Source organism: Acinetobacter sp. DMC2, assembly GCF_056314305.1.
On sequence record NZ_JBQUYP010000008.1, the window covers coordinates 125,938 to 150,119 of the forward strand.

A 24,182-nucleotide genomic window follows, 5' to 3' on the forward strand; every position below is an offset into this window, starting at 1 on the left:
GATAATTCGCTCCAAAACAATGCTGGGAGTGCCCAGTCCCTAATAAGGTGATTTATGGATAATTTAAATAACGCAAAAAAAGATAATTTTTCACGGAAGACCATATTAGTAACAGGTGCAGCAGGTTTTATTGGTAGCAGACTGATCGTTGATCTTCTGCGTGAAGGCCATCAGGTGATTGCTGCGCTGCGTAATGCTGCAACCAAGAAAGATAAGCTGTTAGGTTTCATTGCAACAGAAGGGCTGGTCGATCCGTCTATTTCGTTTGTCGAATATGATTTAAGCCGCGATTTTAAGCTGGACTCTCTGCTAGCGGATGCTCAGGCAAAGATCCATGTGATTTATCATCTTGCTGCATCCTTTAATTGGGGCATTAGCAAAGCTGAAGCTGAGCGTACCAATATTAAGTCAGGACTTGCCTTGATTGAATGGGCTGCAACATTGAAGCAGCTTGAGCGATTTATCTGGATTGGTGGATATCGTGTGGCTACTCCGCCACAAGAGTCAGCTGATGAGTTGTATTGCAAACATGGTGGCTATGAAGCTTCAAAAATTTTGGGTTATCAAGCTTTCATTGAGGCCTGTAAGCGTTTAAATGTGCCATGGACTGCAATAAATCCAGCGACGGTCATTGATGGTTTTTATAACTATGGCGATATGCAATATATCGGTGTTGCTGACATGATTGATAAGCTCTATCAGGGACGTCTGCTGGCATTGCCAGGTGGTCGTGATACATTCCTGCCACTATGCAATATGCAGTATATCGTGAGCTTTTTGATCCGAACGATGTCTTATCCTGAGACTATTGCTCAGGAGTATATGTTGCTTGATCCTGCGACGCCGAAATTTCATCGTCTCGTTCACCTAGCTGCCGAGCATTTGGGAGTTAGCACACCATATTTACAAGTACCCAAAGGTCTATTAGAGAAATTACCTGAGGTATTGCTTGATGGTTCTAAAGAACAACTCTCTTTCATTTCTACCGAGCACTATCATGTTGCTGGGGCAGAGGCGATGGCAGCGAAAATGGGCATCGCAGACCTGATCAATGTCACTCCTTATTTTTCTCGTTGGATTGATCGTTTGGTGCTTACACGCTTTGGTCGTATGCAAGTATCAACACCTAATTCTTTTAGCTATCAGAATCGATATTGGACAGAAATCTATACTAAACAGCCGATTAGTTCTGACACCTCATCTGCATTATTTTTACATGGGATTCCATTTGATAGTGCATGCTGGTCTCCAATCATCAATAAAATTACATACGACCAGGTCGCTATGATGGACCTGCCGGGACTTGGGCGTTCAGGCAGTTATGAGATGATGGAAGACAACAGCCATCAATTTATTGATGCCGCTGCAAAGCTTTTAGCGCCAAATAGTGTTGTTATTGCGCATTCGTTAGGAGGTCTCTTTGCGTTGAATCTTGCAAAGAAATATCCAGATAAAGTTGCACGTCTTATCCTCATATCGCCTTATTTTGTTCAGGCGCAGGCCGCTAAAATGTTTCAGATAAAAACCATATCTAATCTGATTTTCCGTTTTGTGCCAAAAGATATGATTGCTAAAGACCTACATCCAGATGGACAACAAAATCCGTCTGTTGGTTATGCGATGGATTCATTACGTCGAGTGTCGGTAGCCAAGCATATTAGTGAGTACATGCACCGTATTAGTTTGCCGCAGCAGCGAGCAACTCAGACAGCTTTGTTAAATGAGCTTCGTTCTAAAGTTGAAATCATTGTGGGAGATAAAGATCCAGTTGTTACCACAATAAGCTCAGATATTCCTATACATATTATCGCTGGCGCAGGCCATAATCCGCACGTTACACATGTAGATGCGGTTTCTGACTATCTCGCACCTGTTCTGATGAAATACAACAGCACTACCGCTTCCTAATGTCTGATCGTGCCCAAGTGCAGGTTTATGTCTGCCCAGTTTCACGGGTACCACAAGACCATTTGGTATTGAGTCATTATCTCGGCTTTCTCAGTTCGGCAGAGAAGCTGAGATATGATCAATATCATCCTAAGGCGGCTCGCCTTTTCTTAATCTCTCGCGTATTAGTGAAGACTGTCTTGGCGGATAAGCTAGGCATTTCTCCGCATGAGGTTAACCTCTTATTACATCCCAACGGCAAGCCTTTTGTACAAGGCAGCAAGGCTGTGTATTTTAATCTTACTCACTCAGCGGACATTATTATTCTTGCTGTGACTGAAGAAGGGGAAATAGGAGTTGATATTGAAAAAGTGGATCGTGAATTCGAGTGGATGCGTGTAGATAGTGTGTTAGACCTAAGTGAAATTGAATGGATTAAAGAAAAAGAACTCACTGATTCATCCAGTGTATTTCAGCGGTTTTTTCAAATATGGACCTTAAAAGAATCCTATATTAAATGTACTGGCGAAGGAATGAGCCGTCATTTAAAGAAGCTCAACTTTCATGTGTTGCCTGAGCATATACAATTTCTCGACTCAACCAATGATGCTCAAAAGACAGAAGAGTATTATTTTGAAAGCTATATATATGAACCCAACTTCATCTTTTCTATCTGTTTACAGCAAAGCCATAACCTAGAAAGATTTAATTTGGACTGTTTTCAATTATTACCCTTTATATCTACGCATCGAATAACTCCAACGCCTTGTAAATATAACTAGATTGAACCGTTATAACTGACGATTTAAAAATGTGAATCTAGTAATGAAATAATTGGCTTTGAGCTGAACCATTCTCAATAAATTATGCTGTGAATAGATAGACCGTAAAAAAATTATGAATTAATGAAAAGAAAAAAGCCCCAGTCTTTCGACTAGGGCCTTTTAAATTTGGAGCGGGAAACGAGACTCGAACTCGCGACCCCAACCTTGGCAAGGTTATGCTCTACCAACTGAGCTATTCCCGCATATATAAGCAGTTTTTACGAAAACTTTCTCAAAAAAAACCAATTTGGAGCGGGAAACGAGACTCGAACTCGCGACCCCAACCTTGGCAAGGTTATGCTCTACCAACTGAGCTATTCCCGCGTGCCGCTTATAATACATTAAGCGAAACATGGGTCAACAACTTTATGCAAATAAATATGCTGATTGCATAAAATAAAAACAGAAATGAGCAATTAGATGTATTTTTATCGTTAAGTTGCCGAATAAATAGACATTTTGTTTGGGGTCAAAGCATACAAGAGCAACTTTTGTTTGTGTGTAGACAGGGTATACTAGGTTCAAATATACGAATAATCGTAAAGGAAAAGCTATGAGCCTTGAACAACAATTGATTGAACGGTTACAAACCCTTGCACCTAGCCATTTGGAAGTTATTAATGAGTCGGCTGGACATGGTGGTTATTTCCCCGGTAAAGAGTCACATTTTAAAGTGATTGTAGTGAGTGAAGAATTTAACGGATTACGTTTAGTTCAACGTCATCAAAAAGTTTATGCCTTAGCTTCAGACTTAATGAATCCAGGTCAAATTCACGCTTTAGCAATTCATGCCTACTTACCAAGTGAGTGGCAAGGTCAAGCACCTGCTAGCCCAGAATGTGCACATGCACCTAAAAGCTAAGGGCTAATTTCATGGATGCACATTTACTCACTAAAATTATTCATATGACTGCGGTGGCTGCTGCACTTATGGTTTTTGTCTTACGCGCTTCAACTCTGTTTGTAGGCGCGCAAGGGGAGCAACCAAATCCTGCGGGACGCAACAAAATATTAGTTGCCTTACAACATTTATCGTTTACCGTAGTTTTTATTACGGGTGCAATTTTATTGGTCATGAAAGACTTTCAGGTACAGCCGTGGTTTTACGCTAAAATTATTCTATTTTTAGTCTTGTTATCTTCTCTGATGAAAGCCTTTAAAAAAGATGACACTCTTTTATTGGCACAACGTAGGGCGGGTTTAATCATTAGTGCGATCGCATTTATTGCTATTATTATTTTAGTAATTGTGAAACCTGTTTTTGCTTAATTGTTCTACATTCTTTGCCTTTTTGCTTAAGCTCTAGGTTAAACTGCGTACAGTAAAAAAATATGCAGAGGGAAACATGTTAACTCGTGTGGTGTTTAACCAAAAAGGCGGTGTAGGGAAATCAAGTATTACTGTAAATTTGGCCGCAATTAGTGCCAAACATGGCTTAAGAACGTTGGTCATTGATCTTGATCCTCAAGCCAACTCTAGTCAGTACCTTTTAGGAGATGATGCAACCTATTCTGCTGAAAAATCAATTTTAGAACCAAATATCGAAAATTTCTTTGATGATGTGTTGGGAAACAATCAACAAAAGGGTTTAATCGGTAATGCATTAGGTTCGATTTTGAAAGCTCCACGAAGTAAAGATATTGACAGCTTTGTACACTCAACTCCCTTTGCAAAATTAGATGTGCTTCCTGCTAGCCCAACACTAGGCGCTCTTGAGCATGCACTTGAAAGTAAACATAAAATTTATAAATTACGTGATTCAATTCAAAACTTAATTGGACGATATGATCGTATCTATATAGATACACCACCTGCATTTAACTTTTTTACTTTATCGGCACTCATTGCAGCAGATAAAGTCTTAATTCCCTTCGATTGTGATGTCTTTTCAAAGCGTGCGTTACAAACATTGATTGAAAATGTTCTCGAAACGCAAGATGATCATAATGATCGCTTGGAAATTGAAGGAATTGTTGTCAACCAATTTCAAGCTCAAGCAAAATTACCTCGGGAAGTGGTTCAGCAGTTGAAAGATGAAGGGTTGCCTGTACTTAATAGCATGTTACCGCCTTCGGTTTTAATGAAAGAATCGCATCAGAAAAATTTACCTTTGGCTCATTTGGCACCAGAACATAAATTGACTCAAGCTTACGAGACATTGTTTGGTGAAATTGAACCAAAACGATAAGAGAAAAATGATGAAAGGCTTATATATTGTGCCTTTGGTGGCAGCCACTTTATTACTCGGCGCTTGTGCTACGACGGTAAAACCGACTTACGTGTCTCCGACTCAATATCAATCTTTGGGCTGTCAGCAGCTACAAAGTGAATATAACCGTATCCAACAATATATCGATAATGGCGTACAAACTCCGAAAAGTACTGGTATGGGTGTTGGGCTTGGACTTGGCGGTGGCTGGGGACGAGGCGGTTGGGGATTCGGTCCATCTATCTCTGTAAATATGGGACAATCTTCTTCAACGAAAAATACCGAACTTTCACGTGTTTTAGGTCAGCAAGAAGCCATAGTTCAGGCTGCTCAGTTTAAAAATTGCCCAATTATAGTTCGAAAAAAGGCCAATTAATAGCCTATTTTGCATCACAATATGCTAATTAAGGCATATTGTGATGATTAAAGTTTAGCAAAATGTTTCATAATAAAATTAATATAAATCAATACATTTTAAATTTTAAAGCTTAATAAATTCTGTATTTTCTATAATCAAAAGCCCTCATAAACTTGCTATATTTTGCCTATTTCGTTTAAGGTGGCCCCATCTTGGATGTTGTGGAAATTTTATGATTGAGAGTTGGTTTTTTGTATTGGCAATGTTGGCTGTTTTGCTCATTCCGGGGCCGACAAATGCTTTACTTGCAACCGCTGCTCATTCTCAAGGTTTATCTAAAGCATTCTGGCTTATCCCAATGGAATGGTTAGGCTATGCCTACGGTATTAGCTTTTGGGCTGTATTTATTCATTTAGCTGCTCCAATTTGGCCAGCACTACTGCTCATTTTGCATATTACGAGTGTACTTTATGTATTCTGGCTTGCTTTTCACTTATGGAAAAACACCCATTTACAACAGTTCAGTCAAAGTCACCGTAATATTCGACCACGTCAATTATTCTTATCAACCTTAAAGAATCCTAAAGCTTTGCTGTTTGCAGCGGGTATCTTTCCTGCTGAAGCATGGAATTCGCCTGAAAATTTTCTTATCGTATTTGGTGTTTTTACATTAATCCTGATTCCGGCAGCAAGTTTCTGGATGCTTTTTGGACGAGCGTTGTTAACGGGTCCAATCAAAAAAATAAAAGCCGATCATTTATATAAAGGATCGGCCATGTTACTCATTTTATGTATGCTTCCGGTGGTATTCCGTTTCTTCTAATTAGTCTCGAACATTGGCTTTTCGGTTTTTGAGTTTTTCACGTATAAATCCGATGATGCCTGGTAAAACACTAATGATAATGATGCCGAAAATAAGATGGGTAAAGTTATCTTTAACGATTGGCATATTTCCAAATAAATAGCCTAAAGTTACAAAAGAAGCGACCCAACAGAATGCTCCAATCAGGTTATAAGTTAAGAAAAACTTATAGTTCATGCTACCAGCCCCAGCAACAAAAGGCGCAAAGGTGCGGGCAAATGGAACGAAGCGAGCAAAAATAATCGTCTTGCCGCCATGGCGAGCAAAGAATTCTTGAGTTTTAACTAAGTGCTGTTTATTAATGAATCGGGAATTCATTTCAAACACACGTGGACCGATAAACCGTCCAATATGGTAGTTTACCGTGTCACCTAAAACGGCAGCAATGAAGAGTAGAGTGCCCAGTACCCATGGATCCATCGCACCTGTAGATGCTGCTAAAGCACCAGCTGCAAATAGTAAACTATCTCCCGGCAAGAACGGCATAACCACTAAACCGGTTTCAACAAAAATAATTAAAAATAGAATGCCATAAATCCACGTTCCGTAATTTATAATAAATTCGGCGAGATGTTGATCAACGTGTAGAATAAAATCAATAAGTTCCATGATAAGAGCAAGTGGTAAACCGTGCTCAAATCCTAGCAGTGAGCCTATAGAAAGTCAGTATAAAGCATCAAAAAAATACAAATTGATCATCTCGTTTATGCAACGATATATATGGATTTTGAGTATTTAATTATCAATGTCCCAAACCTAGAATGAGCTCATCAATAAATAAGCATTTAAATAAAGGTGGCAATATGTTTAATCCAAATGTAGTGGTCAAAAATATCGTAACGCAATCAGGCGCAGATAGTTTCATTAGCCTTATTGCGCGTCTTCTTATCGCCTATATCTTCCTTGTTGCAGGTTGGGGGAAAATTACCGGTTATGCAGCAACTGCTGGATATATGGAAGCAATGGGGGTTCCAGCAGGAATTCTTCCTTTAGTGATCTTGGTTGAGTTTGGTGGTGGTTTAGCCTTGTTATTTGGTTTCCAAGCACGCTTTGCAGCTTTTGGACTTGGAATCTTTAGTATTCTTACTGCATTTTTATTCCACCAAGGTGGTGCTGATGCAGCGGCGCAATATAACAATGGCATCCATTTCATGAAAAACCTTGCAATGGCGGGTGGTTTATTCTTCCTGATGCTTCATGGCGCTGGACGTATTAGTTTGGATCATGCAATCGAGAAATAATATTCAAGACAAAATAAAAACCGGATGATCAACTCATCCGGTTTTTTTTATTTCTAGGGACGTAAAATTAGAGCATGAACTGGATTTGTAATTCCCCAACCACAAAACCAAGTACTGCGCCTACTGCAATGAGTGCCCACTCATCTTCTTTGAACGCAGGACGTAACATACCTTCAAATTCAGATGGTGTTAGTTTTTGCATACGTTCAATTAAAGTACTGCGAATATTCATAGCATCTTCTGCATAAGATTCTACGTATTTCATCGTCTCTGGAAGCCGTTGCATAATACGTTCAGCAACTTGCGATTTCATATTCTGATATTTTTCTCCGCCAATTGCATATACAACCAATGGGCGAATAACACCAGCTTGCATATCAATTTCTTGTTTTACATGACGGTTAACCAGATCAATAACACGATCAGAATGTGTACCAGAAAATAATTCTTCCATCATATGACGTGAAGTCAGAAGCTGTTTAGAAATGAGCGCAGCATAGTCGGCTGCAACTTCATTTTGACGTTTGATAAATAAACCTTGCCATGTATAACCAAAGATTTTTTTAGGATAAAGAGGTCTAAACATCATTTGCAGTGCAATCCAGTCACTGAAAAAACCCACAAAGCCGCCAAACATTGGAAGCATCCACGGGTATTTTCCTTGCGTGATAATCCAGCACAGCATCTGAATCACACCAATACCGAAGCCAAATACAAATCCGACATTACTAAAAAATTTAAATTCTTGTTTGCCCACTCGTTTAAAAATATTGTTGAGGAGGCGTTTGTCTTTAAGCAAGTTGCTGATAACAAGATGTTTAATATCAAAATATCGGTTCACATCACGTTGTACTTCACTCATGATGTGTTCAACAATCTCGGGTGCTTTTGATTGCACACGACGAATGAGTCTTTGACGCGCAAACTCTGGCATGCCTTCCCATAACCCCGGCTGATATTCTTGCGCAACATCACGGGTAATATCTTCAGCTGCGGCAAGCAGTGGTTTTTCTATTTCTTTGGCAATACGTTTAGGATCTAGGCGTGCAAAAATTTCTTCAGGTTTAATGAGTTTGGCTGTCATGAGCTCGACAGCAATTGTTGCCATTTTCTCGGCTTTGCGTGGCACGATGCCTTGCCAACCAAGAAATGGTTTAATGCCTTTAAATTCAAGTGGCGAAAACATCATCTGAATGGCGATCACCTTGGTGATGTAGCCAATTAAACCACTCATAAAAGGAATAGAGATATACAACCAAAAATGTTGCTGGAAATCTGCAATCATAGTTTGAAGCATTGTTGTTCCTTAGATTTCTATTGATTTTGATAGGGGGCAACAAGCCATAAAAATGGATAATTGTTTAAGCACAGACAAATATCGCTTATGGTATTTACCTTTCCATGGTAATGCCTGTTTTATCGGGTCATCTTAACATCAAATTCATGGTGATGTTGCATAGAATGTGATGAATTTATCAATACGTGTGTAGTTTTTAAGACTAACCCAGATGTTTGATAAATATAAGTAAATATTAATTTATGTCAAAGAATTCAACGATAGAAATGATTCAGAAATGAAAAAAATAAGATATATGATGATTTGCGGTGCGCCGAAGCGTGAAAAATGTTAAAATGACGCGCTTAATTCTTTTGCCATTTAGTGGTTTGTCATGACTACCAATACTCAAATTACTGAAGATCGTATCCTGATTCTGGATTTCGGCTCTCAATATAGCCAGCTCATTGCACGTCGTGTACGTGAAGCCGGTGTTTACTCTGAAATGTATGCTTTTGATATGTCTGAAGAAGACATTCGTGCTTTTAAGCCAAATGGCATTATTTTGTCAGGTGGACCTGAGAGTGTGCATGAAGAAGGCAGCCCACGTGCACCGCAAGTGGTGTTTGAGTTGGGTGTTCCAGTATTGGGTATTTGCTATGGTTTGCAAACCATGTCTGAACAGTTAGGCGGTAAAGTTGAGCCGGGTACTGTACATGAGTTTGGTTATGCCGAAGTTGATATCGTTAAACGTGACCAATTGATTGGCAACTTACAAGATCGTGAAGACCAACTTCATGTTTGGATGAGCCATGGCGACAAAGTGAGCCAGATTCCAGAAGGTTTTAGCATTACTGCAAGCACACCAAGTTGTCCTGTTGCTGCTGTAAGTGACGAAACACGCCGTTTCTATGGTGTGCAATTCCACCCAGAAGTAACGCACACGGCAAAAGGTGAAGAATTACTTGCAAATTTTGTTCATAAAATTTGTGGATGTGGCGGTCTTTGGACACCTGAACACATCATTGATTTGCGTGTAGAACAATTACGTAAACAAATTGGTGATGAAAAAGTTCTTTTAGGTCTTTCTGGGGGGGTTGACTCATCTGTTGTTGCTGCGCTTTTACACAAAGCAATTGGTGAACAGTTAACATGCGTATTCGTTGATAACGGTTTACTTCGTTTAAACGAAGGTGACCAAGTAATGCAAATGTTTGCTGAAAACATGGGTATCCGTGTTATTCGTGCAGATGCTGAACAACGTTTCTTAACTGCATTGGCTGGTGAAGTTGATCCAGAGAAAAAACGTAAAATCATTGGTCGTGAGTTTATTGAAGTTTTTGCTGAAGAAGCACGTAAACTTGATGGTGTGAAATTCTTAGCACAAGGTACAATTTACCCAGACGTAATCGAATCTGCTGCAAGCAAACAAGGTAAAGCACACGTTATTAAATCTCACCACAACGTGGGTGGTTTACCTGACGATTTAGAGTTTGAGTTGGTTGAACCTTTACGTGACTTGTTTAAAGATGAAGTTCGTAAATTAGGTACGACACTTGGCTTGCCACACAGTATGATTTACCGTCATCCATTCCCAGGCCCTGGTTTAGGTGTTCGTATTTTGGGTGAAGTGAAAAAAGAATATGCAGATATTCTTCGTCTTGCTGATGACATCTTTATGCAAGAGCTTCGCGACAGCGGCTGGTATGACAAAACAGCTCAAGCATTTGCCGTATTCCAACCTGTTAAGTCAGTTGGGGTAGTGGGTGATGGTCGTCGTTATGCTTGGGTGATTGCACTTCGTGCAGTTGAAACAGTTGACTTTATGACAGCTCGTTTTGCACATTTACCTTACGAGTTAGTTGATAAAATCTCAACACGTATTATGAATGAAATTAAAGATGTATCACGTGTTGTATACGACGTGTCATCTAAACCACCAGCAACGATTGAGTGGGAATAATTTTCCTCTGTTTGTTGGTAAAGAAAAGGACGCGTTAGCGTCCTTTTTTATTACTTAACTTTTAAAGATAAAAATTAATTTTGATACTTAAAACTTTGATTGTCTCATTCATAACACCCTGTGTATTACTAAAAGACTATATTGAATAATGAGTGTATTGTTAAGATTATTAGAACAACTCATTGCAAAAGCATAGGTAAAAGAGAGTAATATCATGAGCAATAATAATGATTACGATATTTCTGATTCAAAGGATTGCGAGAAATTTGCCAATCAGTTTATTCAGGAATTTCCAATTCGCTCTGCTGAAATTGGACAGGGGACAGTCATTAAGCGGGCTTTACCTAGCCGACAAAAGCGAATGATTGGAGCGTGGTGTTTCTTAGATCATGCAGGACCAGTAACCTTTCCTGCGGGTGATGGTTTAGATGTTGGTCCTCATCCTCATATTGGTTTGCAAACCTTCACTTGGATGATTGAAGGTACCATGATGCATACTGATAGCTTAGGTTCAAAACAACTTATTCGTCCTAACCAAGTGAACTTAATGACAGCAGGTCACGGCATTTCACATACAGAAGTTGCACCTGATACAGAAACTCAAATGCACGCGGCGCAGCTTTGGATTGCCTTACCAGATGCTAAGCGTAATATGGATCCGAAATTTGAACATTACCCAGAGCTGCCTGTTGTTGAGAAAGACGGACTAGAATTTACTGTTCTTGTAGGTGAATATTTGGCAACGACTTCTCCAGTAGTGGTTCATACGCCGTTAGTTGGTGTCGACTTAATTGCTACCGAAGATACTAAAACCCGTATTCCATTAAATCCTAATTATGAATATGGTTTTATGGCATTAGAAGGTATTGCCCATGTGAATGGTCATGAGTTAACTGCTGACAATATGGTGGTATTAGATACTGGTCTTAGTGAAATCGAGATTGAAGTAAAAAAAGGCAATCGTATTCTCTTGATTGGCGGTGAACCGTTTGAAACGCCAATTTTACTCTGGTGGAATTTTGTTGCGCGCACAATGGATGATTTAAAAGAAGCACGCGAGCAATGGATTAACCATGATGCGCGTTTTGGTGAAATTCCAGATTATGTGGGTGCACGTTTAGAAGCCCCTGTTCTTCCAGATCAAATGAGAGCATCAAAATGACAGCATTAATCGCAAGCAGTAAAGCAAAGCCCCTTGCTGAACAATGGAAGGGTGAAATCACCAGTGGACGTCATCAATATTTTTGTGATGAGCCTGAAAAACTTGAAGGGCAGGACCAAGGCCCAGCACCCTATGATTTGCTCACTGGAAGTTTAGCTGCGTGTACGCTTATTACTTTAAGAATGTATGCAAAGCATAAAGGTTATGATTTTGGTGAATTCTCGGTTGAAATTGATTTTCATACCAATAGAGAGCATGAAGAACATATAGAACGTCGTATTGTTTTTAAAGACTTACCCGATGAAGAACTTCAGCAAAAAATCTTAACCGTATGTAGTAAAACGCCAGTGACTAAAACTTTGTTACGTAGTTTAGACATTCATACTGTGCTTGTTACAGTGTAAAAATGCTATTTTGTGGAGGTGGATGATTTTATATCCATTCCACAAATGGAATAAAACAGCATATTCACATGCTGTTTTTTATGTAAAAAGAAAAATAAAAGCAGGCAATAACATGATTAGTGTACACCACCTGGAATGTTCGCGATCGTTTCGAATTTTATGGGCTTTAGAAGAATTAAGCTTAGATTATGATATTCATTATTATCAACGCTTACCTAACTATTCCGCTCCAGAAACATTGAAATGTATTCATCCTTTAGGTAAAGCTCCAATTTTGACTGATGATGAACAAGTCATCGCAGAATCTGCTGTGATCTTGGAATATTTACAGCAGCGTTATGATCAGAAGCAGCAATTTAAACCTACACAGCCCCAAGACTTACAGCAGTATATTTATTGGATGCACTATGCTGAAGGTTCACTTATGCCACTATTAGTCATGACTTTGGTCATGAATAGTGTAAACAAGCATGTGCCATGGTTAATTCAACCCGTAGCAAAAAAAATCACGGAAGGGGTGAAGGCAAATTTTGTTCGCCCACGTATGAAAGATCATATTAGTTTTTTAGAAAACTATTTGGCAGAGCATGAATATTTCGCAGGCGATTTTTCATTTGCTGATATTCAAATGAGTTTCCCGCTGGAAGCTTTGCAATCTCGTTTGCAAGGGAAATACCCTAATATTCAGGCTTTTTTACATCGTATTCAGCAAAGACCCGCATTTCAGAAAGCGAAACAAAAGGGAATGGGTACTAATGAAAGGAATTGTGCTGATATTTAAAAGAAAAGGAACAATTATTTGTTCCTTTTTTATTTGCCCTTTATTTGCGTTTGATCACGATAGAATCAATGCCACTGTGTTGTAAGGTCTGTTGAGCGGCCAATGCAGCATCTTGGGAGTCATAAGGACCTGAAATAACGCGGTACCATATTTGCCCATTTTCACTACTTTTGACTACATCTGCAGATAAGCCATTCAAAATGATTTCTGCACGGCGAGCGTCAGCCTGATCGGGGTCATTATAGCTGCGAACCTGTAAAATATAGGTTGGTTGCTGAGGAGCAGTGGCTGATGGATTAGCATCAATTCCTGCACTTTCTGAAGCTGCTGGTTGAGCTGCACTTGGTGCCTCAACAATCATGGCTGTACCTTGATTTTTGCTCTCAGGAATCGCTTGCTCTGGAATAGGTGTTACTTGTTGTTGAGGTAATAGATCGTAGAAACGATAGTCTTTATTGGTATCTTCTTCTTGATAGTGTTCAGAGGTAATCTGATTTTTTGCGGGAACAGGTTGCCAAGGTTTCCAAAGCATAAGCACTACAGCGATACATAAGACCGCCAAAATAGCGACAAGTGTCCCTAACCATTTAGGAATTAGGGGCTTTTTAGGCTTGTTAGGTCTTTCAGATACACCGCGTTGCGTTTTGCCAAACACGTGGATTATTCCTCTGTATTTTGATTGTTTTAATTCGAGTTTGATCTCGTATTACGATGCTGAAACAGTGGTTCGTATTAGCTATTTTAACTCTACAAACCACTGCTTACTATATATTGCATGACCTTTATTTTAGTGCCATGCAATATAATTTTTACATAGATTCTGGTGCAGATACACCAAGCAATTCTAAACCATTGCGCAACACTTGTTGTACATTGATTGAAAGTAATAAACGTGCTTGTGTAAGCTCGGCATCATCGCTTAATACTTTATGTTCATTGTACCAACCGTGGAACAAGGCAGCTAACTCTTTTAAGTAGTTACCAACTTGGTGTGGTTCATACGCATTTGCAGCTCGCAATACTGCATCTGGATAAGCTGCTAATTTAGCAAGAATCTCAGTTTCAGCATCAAGAGACAAACGTGTCGCATGTGGACGAGCAGTGTTCACATCGAATGGTAAGTTTGTGCTTGCTGCTTTTTCTAACATACGGCAAATACGTGCATGCGCATATTGAATATAGTACACAGCATTGTCTTTACTTTGTGACACAGCAAGGTCAAGGTCGAAGTCGATGTGTTGTTCGCTCTTACGCATTACGTAGTAGAAACGAGCCGCGTCATTGCCCACTTCTTTACGCAAGTCACGTAAAGTCACGAACTGACCTGAACGAGATGACATTTGAACCATCTCGCCACCACGCCATAGACTTACGAACTGAACCAAAAGTACAGTTAATTTTTTAGAGTCGTAACCCATCGCATCAATTGCCGCTTTTACGCGAGAAATATAACCGTGGTGGTCAGAGCCCCAAATGTCGATTAGGTCCGTATAACCACGTTGTAATTTATTCAAGTGATATGCAATGTCTGATGCAAAGTATGTAGTTTGGCCGTTACGACGTTTAACAACTCGGTCTTTTTCATCACCAAATTCAGTTGATTTAAACCAGATGTTGCCATCTTTTTCATAAAGGAAGCCACGTTGATCAAGTGTTTCTAATGCTTCATCAATTTTTGCACTAAGAGACGCTTCGCTAAACCATTGATTGAAAGTTACACCGAAGTCAGCAAGGTCATCTTTAATGTCATCTAAAATGGCATGAAGAGCAGCTTGGTGGAATACACGGTAGCCTTCACCTAATAATTGTTGTGAATTGGCAATAAGGCCATCAATATGTTTTTCTTTGTCGCCAGATAAAACGACTTTATTGCCGTCGCTATCTAATTCTTCTGCATATTGTACGTCTTCTGGCACATCTTTATAGACATCAGCCACTTCGCGAAGGTAGGCATCGCCATCTTTATCAATAATAGTCTGTGCGATTTCTTTAACGTAATCGCCTTGATAAGCATTTTTTGGAAATACAAGGTTTTGACCAAGTAATTCTAAATAACGTAAATAAGTAGAAGTCGCCAAAATATCCATTTGACGGCCAGCATCATTCACATAGTATTCACGGTCAACTTTAGCACCTGTTGCTTCAAGTAACGTGGCAACAGTCATACCATATGCAGCGCCACGACCATGTCCTACATGTAGACTAGACGTTGGGTTTGCAGAAACAAATTCAACTTGGATCTTTTTCGCCGCATTCGCTTGGCTGCGACCAAAGATTTCTTTTTGTGCTTGAATCTGGTCAAGAATAGCAAAGCGCTGGTCTGCATTTAAAAAGAAGTTAATAAAACCAGGTCCTGCGATTTCAGCTTTGCTGATATCTGCAACTTCTGGTAATGCAGTTAGAACTTTCTCAGCTAAATCACGTGGTTTCATACCAGCAGCTTTCGAGCCGATCATGGCAATATTAGAAGCAAAGTCGCCATGGCTTCGGTCTTTGGTGCGTGTTAAGTTGCTTGTGTTTTTCCAGTCGGAAGGAAGCACCCCTTCTTGTTGAAGAGTTTGCACTGCATGGTCGAGAGCTGCTTGTATTGCCGTATTCATATCAATCGAAAATAGATGTCGCAGAAAAACGTCAAATATAGCAAATTTCCTAGGAGTTAGGGGAGTGGATTTAATATTCGAGTAATTCTTTTTGTGCCACTTACTGAGTATTATTTTTTAAATGAATATTGCAGGGTGGACTGTCTCATTATTCTAAAAACAAATAAATACAAGCCTTCTGTGGTTTTTTAATCAGTAAATGACACTAAAAACCTACTATTATTTCTTGGAGAAATATATGGTAGTATTAAAATATATGGTTTAGGCCGCTAAAATTAAAATAATAAAAGATTTTTTAAAAGCATAAAATTATTAAGATATTGATATTTATTATTTATTTTTATACATGTTTTAACTAAATAGTCTTTAATTTTACCATCACGGTTTAAAATATCTATTTTGAACGAATTAGGCTTAAGCTTATACGCACAAAGAGTTTTAGAGACCATACAAAAACGTGTTTTTCTCTACTCTAAGCTGGAAAATGAGATAGGCAATGATATCAGGACACCCAAGTAAACATCCCCTTTATATCCCATATGCAGGTTTTACACTTTTAGAGTTACCACTTTTAAATAAAGGTTCTGCTTTCACTGAAGAAGAAAGAAGTAACTTTAACTTACACGGTTTACTCCCCCATATTATTGAAACTATTGAAGAGCAGAGCCAGCGCTCTTATCAACAATATTGCGCTTTCACTGATGATATCAATCGACATATCTATCTGCGTAATATCCAAGATACCAATGAAACTTTGTTCTATCATCTAATCGAAAATCATCTTGAAGAAATGATGCCGATTATTTACACCCCAACAGTAGGTGAGGCATGTCAGCGTTTCTCTGATATCTATCGTCGTCATCGTGGTGTTTTTATTTCATATCCAGATCGTGATGTGATTGATGATATTTTGCAGAACGTAAACAAAAATAATGTAAAAGTCATCGTGATTACTGATGGTGAACGTATCTTAGGTCTTGGTGACCAAGGTATTGGCGGAATGGGGATTCCTATTGGAAAACTTTCGCTTTACACAGCTTGTGGTGGGATTAGTCCAGCTTATACATTACCAATCACAATTGATGTGGGGACGAACAATCCACAACTCTTAAATGATCCGATCTATATGGGCTGGCGTCAGCCGCGTATTAGCGGCGATGAATATTACGCATTTGTAGATATGGTGATTGATGCTGTGAAGCGTCGTTGGCCAAAAGCATTAATTCAGTTTGAAGATTTTGCACAAAAAAATGCGATGCCACTTTTAGAAAAATATCGCGATAAAATTTGCTGTTTTAACGATGATATTCAAGGAACAGCAGCAGTATCTGTTGGTAGTTTAATTGCTGCGAGTCGTGCAGCGGGTAAGCAATTAAAAGATCAAAAAATTGCTTTCTTAGGTGCAGGTTCGGCGGGTTGTGGTATCGCGGAGCAAATTGTTGCTCAAATGGTTGCTGAAGGTCTAACCGATGCAGAAGCGCGTGCTCGCGTTTATATGGTAGACCGTTTTGGTTTGATCACTGAGAATCAACCAAACTTGCTCGACTTCCAACGTAAGTTAGCACAAAAAGCTGAGGTGGTTGATCAGTGGGGCAATATTGAAGAAGTGATTTCACTGCTTGATGTTGTTAAAAATGCTAAGCCTACAGTGTTAATTGGTGTTTCTGGTCAGCCTGGTTTGTTCACCGAAGAAATCATTAAGACCTTAGCGGCAAATTGCGAACGCCCAATTGTCATGCCATTGTCAAACCCAACTTCACGTGTTGAAGCGGTACCTGCTGATATTGTGGAGTGGACTGAAGGCAAAGCATTAATTGCAACAGGTAGTCCGTTTGCTCCTGTGAATCATCACGGTAAACTTTATAATATTTCTCAGTGTAATAACTCATACATTTTCCCAGGCATTGGCTTAGGTGTAGTGGCATCGGGTGCTAAACGCGTTACTGAAAATATGTTAATGGCGTCAAGTAGTGCTTTAGCAAATTGTTCTCCATTGCTTAAAGATCCACAAGCTGATTTGTTGCCACCGTTGGGTGAAATTCAACAAGTGTCTAGAGTTATTGCATTCGAAGTTGCGAAAGCCGCTATGGCTGATGGTGTAGCTGTAACGATTAGTGATGATCTGTTGAAACAGAAAATTGATCAATCATTCTGGAAACCTGAATACCGCAAATATAAGCGTATTCCTTTCTAAGAATGAGACTGTAAAAAGAGGAGCTTTATGCTCCTCTTTTTCTTTTTAGTCTTCTAGAATTTCTTCTAATAATTCTTCACTTGGTGCAAAGTAATAAGCACCATCAAGTGGGGTCACGAAGTGCAATAAACGGTCATGAATACCATCTCCACTTGTGCCGAACATACGCTTTAACATGGCATCAATAATACTCAGGTCCTTGGTGTAGGCAATAAAAAATAAACCTTGATCGCCTCTGCCGTCGCCATAAGGCAGACTATGACGCAAGATTTCCATTTCTTCGCCTTCATCATCTTCTACAACAGTACGGGCGACATGAGCATTTTCCGGTTTAACGTCATCATCTAATTCAATAGATTCAAGCTTGGTGCGGCCCATGACATTTTCTTGCGCATCAACTTTCAATTTTTTCCATTTTTCTAAGTCGTGTGCATAGCGCTGCGCGAAAATGAAACTACCATCGGCAAATACTCCAGCCTCTTCAGGTAGAAGAGCTGTTTCTGCACGGTCATCTGGGAACTGAGGGTTTTCAGTACCGTCTATAAAACCTGTAATATCTCGACCATCGAAATAACGGAAGCAAACACGCTCATCAAGAACTTCGACTTTATCTTTAATACCTTCAAAAAATGCTTGGCTTAATGCAAAACAAATATCAGAGCGCATGCTGGCAATATGAATGAGTACATCTGCTGGCACAGATGGCATGTTGAATGCACCTTGTTCTGGCTCAAGCTGTTTAAATCCTACAGGAGTTTGTGAATAGAGCTGTTTCCATAGTTCAGGACCAAAAGCGACTGCTGTTTTAATTTGAGCATCAGAATGCTGAGTAATTAGACGGTCTCGTGCTTCAAATAAAGCTGCAATTTGTTTTTTTAATTCATTAATTGATAAGTCTTTTAAACGAAGAACAATGAAGCGAGCATGATCTGATGGCAATGGCAAAATGACAGATTGAGCAGTCATTGGAAGGTATCTCCTCAATTATAATTTAGTATGAGCTTTAATTATTGTGCCTGATGCGAAGAGCCGTTAGTAGTCTATTTCTTGATTTTATTGTTTGAATTCTGACTAAGATAGCTTTATAAAACAGTATAATTCCACTTTTATAGTCTATTTTTTGCTATGTCTCTGCAAGTTTGGTTCGCTTATATGTTGGCCTGTTGGGTTATTAGTATCTCACCGGGTGCGGGAGCAATTGCTTCAATGTCGAGTGGTCTAAACTATGGTTTTAGGCATGGCTATTGGAATGCAATAGGTTTACAAATCGCTTTGCTACTTCAAATTATGGTGGTGGCAGCAGGTGTGGGGGTTTTATTTGCAACGACACCTTTGGCTTTTCAGTTTGTTAAATGGTTTGGTGTGATTTATTTGTTATACCTTGCTTATTTACAGTGGACAGCGCCTATAAAAGATATAGAAATTCAACATGAAAAAAAGAATAAGTCTATTTCTGCTCTGCTGTTAAATGGCTTTGTGGTCAATATTAGTAATCCCAAAGCGATTGTATTTCTATTAGCTGTTTTACCCCAGTTTCTAGATTTGGGTAAGCCTCAATGGATACAGTACCTGATTATGGCTGTAACAATGATTACGATTGATTTGATTGTAATGGCTGGATATACAGGGTTAGCATCAAAGGTTCTAAGATTACTTCGCTCCCCTAAACAGCAAAAATATTTGAATCGAGGTTTTGCTGTGATGTTTAGTTGTGCGGCTTTATTATTGAGTACAGTTCATCAGGCGTCCTAATTTAGGTCGCCTGTGTCTGATTTTTTAGCTTTTGAGTTATAAAAATAACAGCGAAAGTTAAAGCCATGCATAAAACAATACTTAAGCCTGTAGAGATGTTGAGTGCTGCGCTTGACCATAATCCCACACTCACCCCAAGCTGAGCTAACACAAATGCCCAAACGACCATTTGCTTTGGTGAGTTTGCTAGTAGGCGAGCGCTTAATGCAGGTATTACGAGTAATGCACCCATAAGCAAAGAACCTACCGCACGTAAGGCTAATACAGTAAATAAAGCCAATAACAGCATGAAAATAAGGCGTTGCCAGTTCGCATTTACCCCTTCACTAATTGCAATGTCTGGATCAATTGCAAATTGTATTTGTGGCTGCCAAAAGCGGTAAAGAATTGCGAGTGATAGCGCAATGATTAAAGTGAAAACAGGTAAGTCGGGCCAATCAATGCTGAGCAAATCACCAAATAAATAACTTAAAAGCTCTGGTCTTAAACTTGGAACATGTTGAATAAACAGAAGGCCACTACAAAGTAATGTCGCTGAACATAAGGCTAAGAGCGCATCATTGGGTAAGCGATTGTCGTGTAGGGCCCATAAAATTGCGACCAGTAAAACCGCAGTGCCTGCAACACCAAGCCAAAGAGGAAGGCTTAAAGCACCTGCGATAGCAACTCCAAGTAGTGTTCCGTGTGCCATAGTGTCAGCAAAAAAAGACATGCGTCTCCAAAGCATTAGACACCCAAGAGGTGCGGTTAAAAACACCAGCAAGGTTCCCATAATCCATGCGGGTAACAATAATTGTAACCATTCCATCATGGCTTAAGCTTCCGGTTCAGGGTGGATGTGAGGACGGTCGTTATGAGGGCAGGGGTGTGCTGCATCACCGTGAGCACAATGATCATGATGATGTTGATAGAAAACCCGTTGAGTTCCAAAGATAGCCTGATATTCAGGATGTTGTTGAATGTTCTCGGGTAAACCACTACAGCAAATATGTTTATTCAAACACACTACGCGGTGTGTTCCTTCCATCACCCATTGTAAGTCATGAGAAACAATTAAGATTGCACAACCATATCGTTCTGGCAGACTACGGACATATTCATAAAGTTCAGCTTCTGACTGAATATCTAAACCTTGCATCGGTTCGTCAAGAACTAAAATATCTGGCTGGCGAAGTAGAGCACGCGCTAGTAATACGCGTTGGCGCTCGCCACCGGAAAGTTGTTGTACTTTTGATTGTTGTAACTTGGAGATGCCTGTGTCTTGAATAATTTCTTGACGAAGGGCAGGGCTGCACTTTTCTAAATCAAGTAAATCCTGCACACGCAAAGGTAGACTGTGTGAAGGATTAAATTTTTGTGGCACATACGCCATTTTCAGTTTTTTATAATTAATAATACGTCCGCTACTCGGTTGGAGAATACCAAGTAGAACTTTAATCAGTGTTGATTTACCAGCACCATTTGGTCCAATTAAAGACACAATTTCATTTTGATGTAGAGCAAAATCAACTTTTTTTAAAATTTCCCGATTATCACGATGAACAGAAACCTGCTCAAGTTGAATTAATACAGGATTTAACGAGTTGTGCGGCACTGTTGGCATTTCCCCGAAATTTCAATAATGCTGTGTTGAGCCACGAACTCATCTGACGCTGCAAGTTGGTCAAGCTGGTGAGTTAAACCTTGAGAAGAGGCTTCTTTAACCATGTGACATTCGGTACAGATTAGGAAGGCTGCTTGATGGCCTTCGCGAGGGTGGCAACAGGGAATATAGGCATTAATAGAAGTTAGGCGATGGATCAAACCTTTTTCTAATAAAAAATCTAAAGTTCTATATACAGTCGGAGGAGCAGCTGGACGATCAGTTTGACTTTTTATACGTGCGAGTAAGTCATAGGCGCCCATTGGACCCGAAGCATTTAAAATGAGTTCCAAAACTTCTTTGCGCAAAGGCGTAAGTCGTGCACCAGTCGCAGAACATAAATTTTCTGCTTCAGCTAAACGGTTTGCGACATTATGGTGATCATGCACACCATGCAAAGAATCATGATGTTCATGCGAGCAGGAACTCATAGAAATAACCTCGAATTTTTAACGGAATATTAGCATGAAGCGATGCTTCATTCGATTAATCTTAGGTATTTTTGTAACTTTGTTATATTATAACATGCTTCGAGCTAATTTAAATTGATGGTCTGTCATGTTCCGTTTTTTTGTTTTCAGTATGTTCTCTCTTTTGAGTACGTTAGGGTGGAGTCAGGGTTTGGTGGTTTCTACACACCCGATCTATCTGATTGCAAAAGAAGTCACTCAAGGTATTGAGGAACCACAACTCTTATTAAAGGGACAAACTGGGCATGACGTACAATTAACCCCAGCGCACCGTAAAGCAATTAATGATGCATCATTGGTCATTTGGTTGGGTAAGGCTCATGAAGCACCTCTAAATAAGTTGTTAGGTAATAATAAAAAAGCAATTGCTTTATTAGATAGTGGCATAGTTTCTGTTTTACCCCTGCGTAGTACCCGCGGTGCGGCTTTACCTAATACAGTAGATACCCATGTGTGGTTAGAACCAAACAACGCGGTTCGAATCGGTTTCTTTATTGCAGCCTTACGTTCCCAGCAGCATCCTGAAAATAAGGCTAAATATTGGAATAATGCCAATATCTTTGCTCGCAAAATGTTTCAGGCAGCACAAGCTTACGACAGTACAAGTAATGGTAAGCCATATTGGTCATATCATGATGCCTATCAATATTTAGAACGCTCTTTAAATTTAAAGTTCGCAGGCGCTTTAACAGATGATCCTCATGTTGCACCAACAGCAGCTCAAATTAAGTATCTTAATGATAATCGACCAAAAGATCAGATGTGTTTGTTAGCGGAAAGTTTTACCACTAAAAGTCAGTATCAAAAATTAGGTAACATTACTTTTCAACCCGTAGACGAGAGCATGAATAACGAGGATGATTTCGTTACTGCATGGAAGAAACTGGCTATAAAAACAGATAAATGTGTATTAAGTACGCAAAAGTAAGATAAAAAATAAACAAAGGCTGACTCTAGCGTCAGCACCACCTGTCATGAAAAACCCCGACTAAAGTCGGGAAAAGATTGCATGTTCAGGGGTGTAACTCTATAATGCCTGCGATTAAAAGCGATCATCAGCTAAACTTGTCAAGCATTTATGCTGTGAGTGGATAAATAATGAGCCAAACTAGTCGCTTGATTGACCGACGATTAGCAAAAGCTTTGGTCTTCTTACAAGCATGTATGATCCCTGTTTCCGCCCTCGTGGCGTGGAGCATAAAAGACATGACAGCAGCATTAAGTGCGGCACTTGGTGCACTGGTTTGCTGGCTTGCTATGAGTTATTTCTCGTGGCAATCCTTCAGGACAGCAGGTGCGAGAGCATCAAAACAAGTGCTGTCTAACATGTATAGGGGCATGTTAGGCAAATTTGCAATCATGATCGTTGGATTTATTTTGATTTTGAGCAATGTTAAACCTTTATCACCGTTAGCATTGCTGTTTGGTTTTATTCTCGTTCAGACAATGTCGTGGGTCGCTCCGTTTTGGGTGTCACGTCTACAAAAACGGGTGTAGAAACAAGAAGAATTGAAGATTTTTTGGAGGGTAGCGAGATATCGACAGTGCGCCGATGTTCGTTTCCCTTCTTTTTAGTAATTGACATTGACCAGGTGTGATTTATGGCTGCTGAAGAACATGCCCTCACTTCGACAGAGTATATCAAGCATCACTTGACCAATATGACCTATGGCAAAATGCCAGATGGTACATGGAAATTGGCTGAGACTGCTGAAGAAGCTCATTCGATGGGGTTCACTGCAATTCACTTGGATTCAATGGGTTGGTCAATTGGCCTTGGTGTTATTTTCTGTTTGATGTTCTGGATCGTTGCGAAAGCTGCTAATGCAGGTGTTCCAACTAAATTCCAGTCTGCAATTGAAATGATCATCGAGTTTGTTGACTCAAGTGTCCGTGATACTTTTCATGGCAAATCACGTTTAATCGCTCCGCTTGCACTCACTATTTTCGTGTGGATTTTCCTCATGAACTTAATGGACTTGATCCCAGTTGACTGGATTCCTCAAGTTGCAGCGTTTGTAGGTGCAAACGTATTTGGTATGGACCCTCACCACGTTTACTTCAAGATCGTTCCATCTACAGATCCAAACATTACTTTAGGTATGTCTTTATCTGTATTTGTACTTATCTTGTTCTACAGCATCCGCGAAAAGGGTGTTAGTGGTTTCGTTGGTGAATTGGCACTTAACCCATTTAACCCAAGTAATCCAGTTGCAAAAGCGTTGCTTATTCCAGTGAACTTGATTTTGGAATTGGTAACATTCCTTGCTCGTCCGATTTCATTAGCTCTCCGACTATTCGGTAACATGTATGCCGGTGAGTTGATCTTTATCCTAATTGCTTTATTGCCGTTCTGGATTCAATGGGCGTTGTCTGTGCCTTGGGCGATCTTCCACATTCTTGTAATCACGTTGCAGGCATTCATCTTTATGATGCTTACCATCGTTTACTTGAGCATGGCAAGCGAAAAACATTAATGGTATTGCCTAACTATCAAACGATGGTTGGGCTGAATTTTTTTAATTTAATTTGGTAATAACCTAACCTCTGAGGAATT

25 protein-coding genes and 2 tRNA genes are annotated in these 24,182 nt (G+C 39.6%); 17 read left to right on the forward strand and 10 right to left on the reverse strand.

The features are described from left to right. Positions 1-54 precede the first annotated feature (54 nt). Together ACT53H_RS17250 and ACT53H_RS17255 are read left to right on the forward strand one after the other, a co-directional pair. Positions 55-1,908 (forward strand): alpha/beta fold hydrolase, encoded by a 1,854-nt coding sequence (locus ACT53H_RS17250; RefSeq protein ID WP_476009745.1) that lies wholly within the window; start codon positions 55-57, stop codon positions 1,906-1,908. Continuing rightward, positions 1,908-2,669 (forward strand): 4'-phosphopantetheinyl transferase family protein, encoded by a 762-nt coding sequence (locus tag ACT53H_RS17255; RefSeq protein WP_476009746.1) that lies wholly within the window; start codon positions 1,908-1,910, stop codon positions 2,667-2,669. The genes ACT53H_RS17250 and ACT53H_RS17255 overlap by 1 nt, the downstream gene beginning before the upstream one ends. A gap of 169 nt (positions 2,670-2,838) precedes the next feature. On the opposite strand, the gene ACT53H_RS17260 is transcribed toward ACT53H_RS17255, so the two are convergent. Together ACT53H_RS17260 and ACT53H_RS17265 are read right to left on the reverse strand one after the other, a co-directional pair. Further along, a tRNA-Gly gene (locus ACT53H_RS17260) sits at positions 2,839-2,914 on the reverse strand. A 45-nt stretch (positions 2,915-2,959) separates the two neighbouring features. Then, a tRNA-Gly gene (locus tag ACT53H_RS17265) sits at positions 2,960-3,035 on the reverse strand. A 229-nt stretch (positions 3,036-3,264) separates the two neighbouring features. Between ACT53H_RS17265 and ACT53H_RS17270 the strand changes: the two genes are divergently transcribed. From ACT53H_RS17270 to ACT53H_RS17290, 5 genes are all read left to right on the forward strand, one after another. Then, positions 3,265-3,573 carry a BolA family protein gene (locus ACT53H_RS17270; RefSeq protein WP_000051228.1) on the forward strand — a complete coding sequence of 103 codons (309 nt, stop codon included), beginning with the start codon at positions 3,265-3,267 and terminating at the stop codon, positions 3,571-3,573. Positions 3,574-3,584: 11 nt separating this feature from the next. Beyond that, positions 3,585-3,980 (forward strand): SirB2 family protein, encoded by a 396-nt coding sequence (locus tag ACT53H_RS17275; RefSeq protein ID WP_476009747.1) that lies wholly within the window; start codon positions 3,585-3,587, stop codon positions 3,978-3,980. A 76-nt stretch (positions 3,981-4,056) separates the two neighbouring features. After that, entirely contained in the window at positions 4,057-4,899 is an 843-nt protein-coding gene (locus ACT53H_RS17280) for a ParA family protein (RefSeq protein WP_151964489.1), read from the forward strand. A gap of 10 nt (positions 4,900-4,909) precedes the next feature. Next, the gene (locus ACT53H_RS17285; protein ID WP_454667802.1) at positions 4,910-5,296 is read left to right on the forward strand and encodes a hypothetical protein; all 387 of its coding nucleotides are present in this window, start codon (positions 4,910-4,912) and stop codon (positions 5,294-5,296) included. 214 nt (positions 5,297-5,510) lie between these two features. Then, positions 5,511-6,101, forward strand: a complete 591-nt coding sequence (locus tag ACT53H_RS17290; RefSeq protein ID WP_151964490.1) for a LysE family translocator — start codon at positions 5,511-5,513, stop codon at positions 6,099-6,101. On the opposite strand, the gene ACT53H_RS17295 is transcribed toward ACT53H_RS17290, so the two are convergent. Continuing rightward, positions 6,102-6,749, reverse strand: coding sequence for a DedA family protein (locus ACT53H_RS17295; RefSeq protein ID WP_111856346.1), 648 nt, complete (start codon positions 6,747-6,749; stop codon positions 6,102-6,104). It abuts the gene before it with no gap. A 194-nt stretch (positions 6,750-6,943) separates the two neighbouring features. On the opposite strand from ACT53H_RS17295, the gene ACT53H_RS17300 reads away from it, so the two are divergent. Next, positions 6,944-7,381, forward strand: coding sequence for a DoxX family protein (locus ACT53H_RS17300; RefSeq protein WP_004795325.1), 438 nt, complete (start codon positions 6,944-6,946; stop codon positions 7,379-7,381). 67 nt (positions 7,382-7,448) lie between these two features. Here ACT53H_RS17300 and ACT53H_RS17305 read toward each other — a convergent pair whose 3' ends face one another. Continuing rightward, positions 7,449-8,666, reverse strand: a complete 1,218-nt coding sequence (locus ACT53H_RS17305) for a DUF445 domain-containing protein (RefSeq protein ID WP_476009763.1) — start codon at positions 8,664-8,666, stop codon at positions 7,449-7,451. 385 nt (positions 8,667-9,051) lie between these two features. On the opposite strand from ACT53H_RS17305, the gene guaA reads away from it, so the two are divergent. From guaA to ACT53H_RS17325, 4 genes are all read left to right on the forward strand, one after another. Next, on the forward strand, positions 9,052-10,620 hold the full coding sequence (gene guaA, locus ACT53H_RS17310; protein WP_476009748.1) for a glutamine-hydrolyzing GMP synthase: 1,569 nt from the start codon (positions 9,052-9,054) through the stop codon (positions 10,618-10,620). A gap of 214 nt (positions 10,621-10,834) precedes the next feature. Next, on the forward strand, positions 10,835-11,782 hold the full coding sequence (locus ACT53H_RS17315; protein WP_476009749.1) for a pirin family protein: 948 nt from the start codon (positions 10,835-10,837) through the stop codon (positions 11,780-11,782). Beyond that, a complete protein-coding gene (locus ACT53H_RS17320) occupies positions 11,779-12,186 on the forward strand; it encodes an OsmC family protein (protein WP_476009750.1) in 408 nt (135 codons plus the stop codon). Before ACT53H_RS17315 ends, ACT53H_RS17320 begins: the two co-directional genes overlap by 4 nt. Positions 12,187-12,298: 112 nt before the next feature. Further along, positions 12,299-12,967, forward strand: a complete 669-nt coding sequence (locus ACT53H_RS17325; protein WP_111856369.1) for a glutathione S-transferase — start codon at positions 12,299-12,301, stop codon at positions 12,965-12,967. Positions 12,968-13,007: 40 nt separating this feature from the next. On the opposite strand, the gene ACT53H_RS17330 is transcribed toward ACT53H_RS17325, so the two are convergent. Beyond that, positions 13,008-13,622, reverse strand: coding sequence for an SPOR domain-containing protein (locus ACT53H_RS17330; RefSeq protein ID WP_013199189.1), 615 nt, complete (start codon positions 13,620-13,622; stop codon positions 13,008-13,010). A 154-nt stretch (positions 13,623-13,776) separates the two neighbouring features. Further along, entirely contained in the window at positions 13,777-15,567 is a 1,791-nt protein-coding gene (gene argS, locus ACT53H_RS17335) for an arginine--tRNA ligase (RefSeq protein WP_476009751.1), read from the reverse strand. Positions 15,568-16,063: 496 nt separating this feature from the next. On the opposite strand from argS, the gene ACT53H_RS17340 reads away from it, so the two are divergent. After that, positions 16,064-17,761, forward strand: coding sequence for an NAD-dependent malic enzyme (locus ACT53H_RS17340; RefSeq protein WP_013199187.1), 1,698 nt, complete (start codon positions 16,064-16,066; stop codon positions 17,759-17,761). 45 nt (positions 17,762-17,806) lie between these two features. Here ACT53H_RS17340 and ACT53H_RS17345 read toward each other — a convergent pair whose 3' ends face one another. Further along, positions 17,807-18,727, reverse strand: a complete 921-nt coding sequence (locus ACT53H_RS17345) for a Dyp-type peroxidase (RefSeq protein ID WP_476009752.1) — start codon at positions 18,725-18,727, stop codon at positions 17,807-17,809. 159 nt (positions 18,728-18,886) lie between these two features. Between ACT53H_RS17345 and ACT53H_RS17350 the strand changes: the two genes are divergently transcribed. Beyond that, positions 18,887-19,513: a LysE family transporter gene (locus ACT53H_RS17350; protein WP_174739668.1), complete on the forward strand. Its 627-nt coding sequence runs from the start codon at positions 18,887-18,889 to the stop codon at positions 19,511-19,513. A gap of 1 nt (position 19,514) precedes the next feature. Here ACT53H_RS17350 and znuB read toward each other — a convergent pair whose 3' ends face one another. From znuB to ACT53H_RS17365, 3 genes are read right to left on the reverse strand one after another with little or no spacing between them, the layout of a single operon-like run. Further along, on the reverse strand, positions 19,515-20,324 hold the full coding sequence (znuB, locus tag ACT53H_RS17355) for a zinc ABC transporter permease subunit ZnuB (RefSeq protein ID WP_476009753.1): 810 nt from the start codon (positions 20,322-20,324) through the stop codon (positions 19,515-19,517). 3 nt (positions 20,325-20,327) lie between these two features. Then, positions 20,328-21,116, reverse strand: a complete 789-nt coding sequence (gene znuC, locus ACT53H_RS17360) for a zinc ABC transporter ATP-binding protein ZnuC (protein ID WP_476009754.1) — start codon at positions 21,114-21,116, stop codon at positions 20,328-20,330. Continuing rightward, on the reverse strand, positions 21,089-21,586 hold the full coding sequence (locus ACT53H_RS17365) for a transcriptional repressor (protein WP_005309148.1): 498 nt from the start codon (positions 21,584-21,586) through the stop codon (positions 21,089-21,091). Before ACT53H_RS17365 ends, znuC begins: the two co-directional genes overlap by 28 nt. 127 nt (positions 21,587-21,713) lie before the next feature. On the opposite strand from ACT53H_RS17365, the gene ACT53H_RS17370 reads away from it, so the two are divergent. The 3 genes from ACT53H_RS17370 (at position 21,714) to atpB (ending at position 24,102) form a co-directional block, all read left to right on the forward strand. Next, entirely contained in the window at positions 21,714-22,553 is an 840-nt protein-coding gene (locus ACT53H_RS17370) for a metal ABC transporter solute-binding protein, Zn/Mn family (RefSeq protein WP_174729102.1), read from the forward strand. 170 nt (positions 22,554-22,723) lie between these two features. Next, complete coding sequence (locus ACT53H_RS17375; RefSeq protein WP_004795299.1) at positions 22,724-23,122, forward strand: ATP synthase subunit I; 399 nt, start codon at positions 22,724-22,726, stop codon at positions 23,120-23,122. A 104-nt stretch (positions 23,123-23,226) separates the two neighbouring features. Next, on the forward strand, positions 23,227-24,102 hold the full coding sequence (atpB, locus tag ACT53H_RS17380) for a F0F1 ATP synthase subunit A (protein ID WP_004795298.1): 876 nt from the start codon (positions 23,227-23,229) through the stop codon (positions 24,100-24,102). Positions 24,103-24,182: the final 80 nt, after the last annotated feature.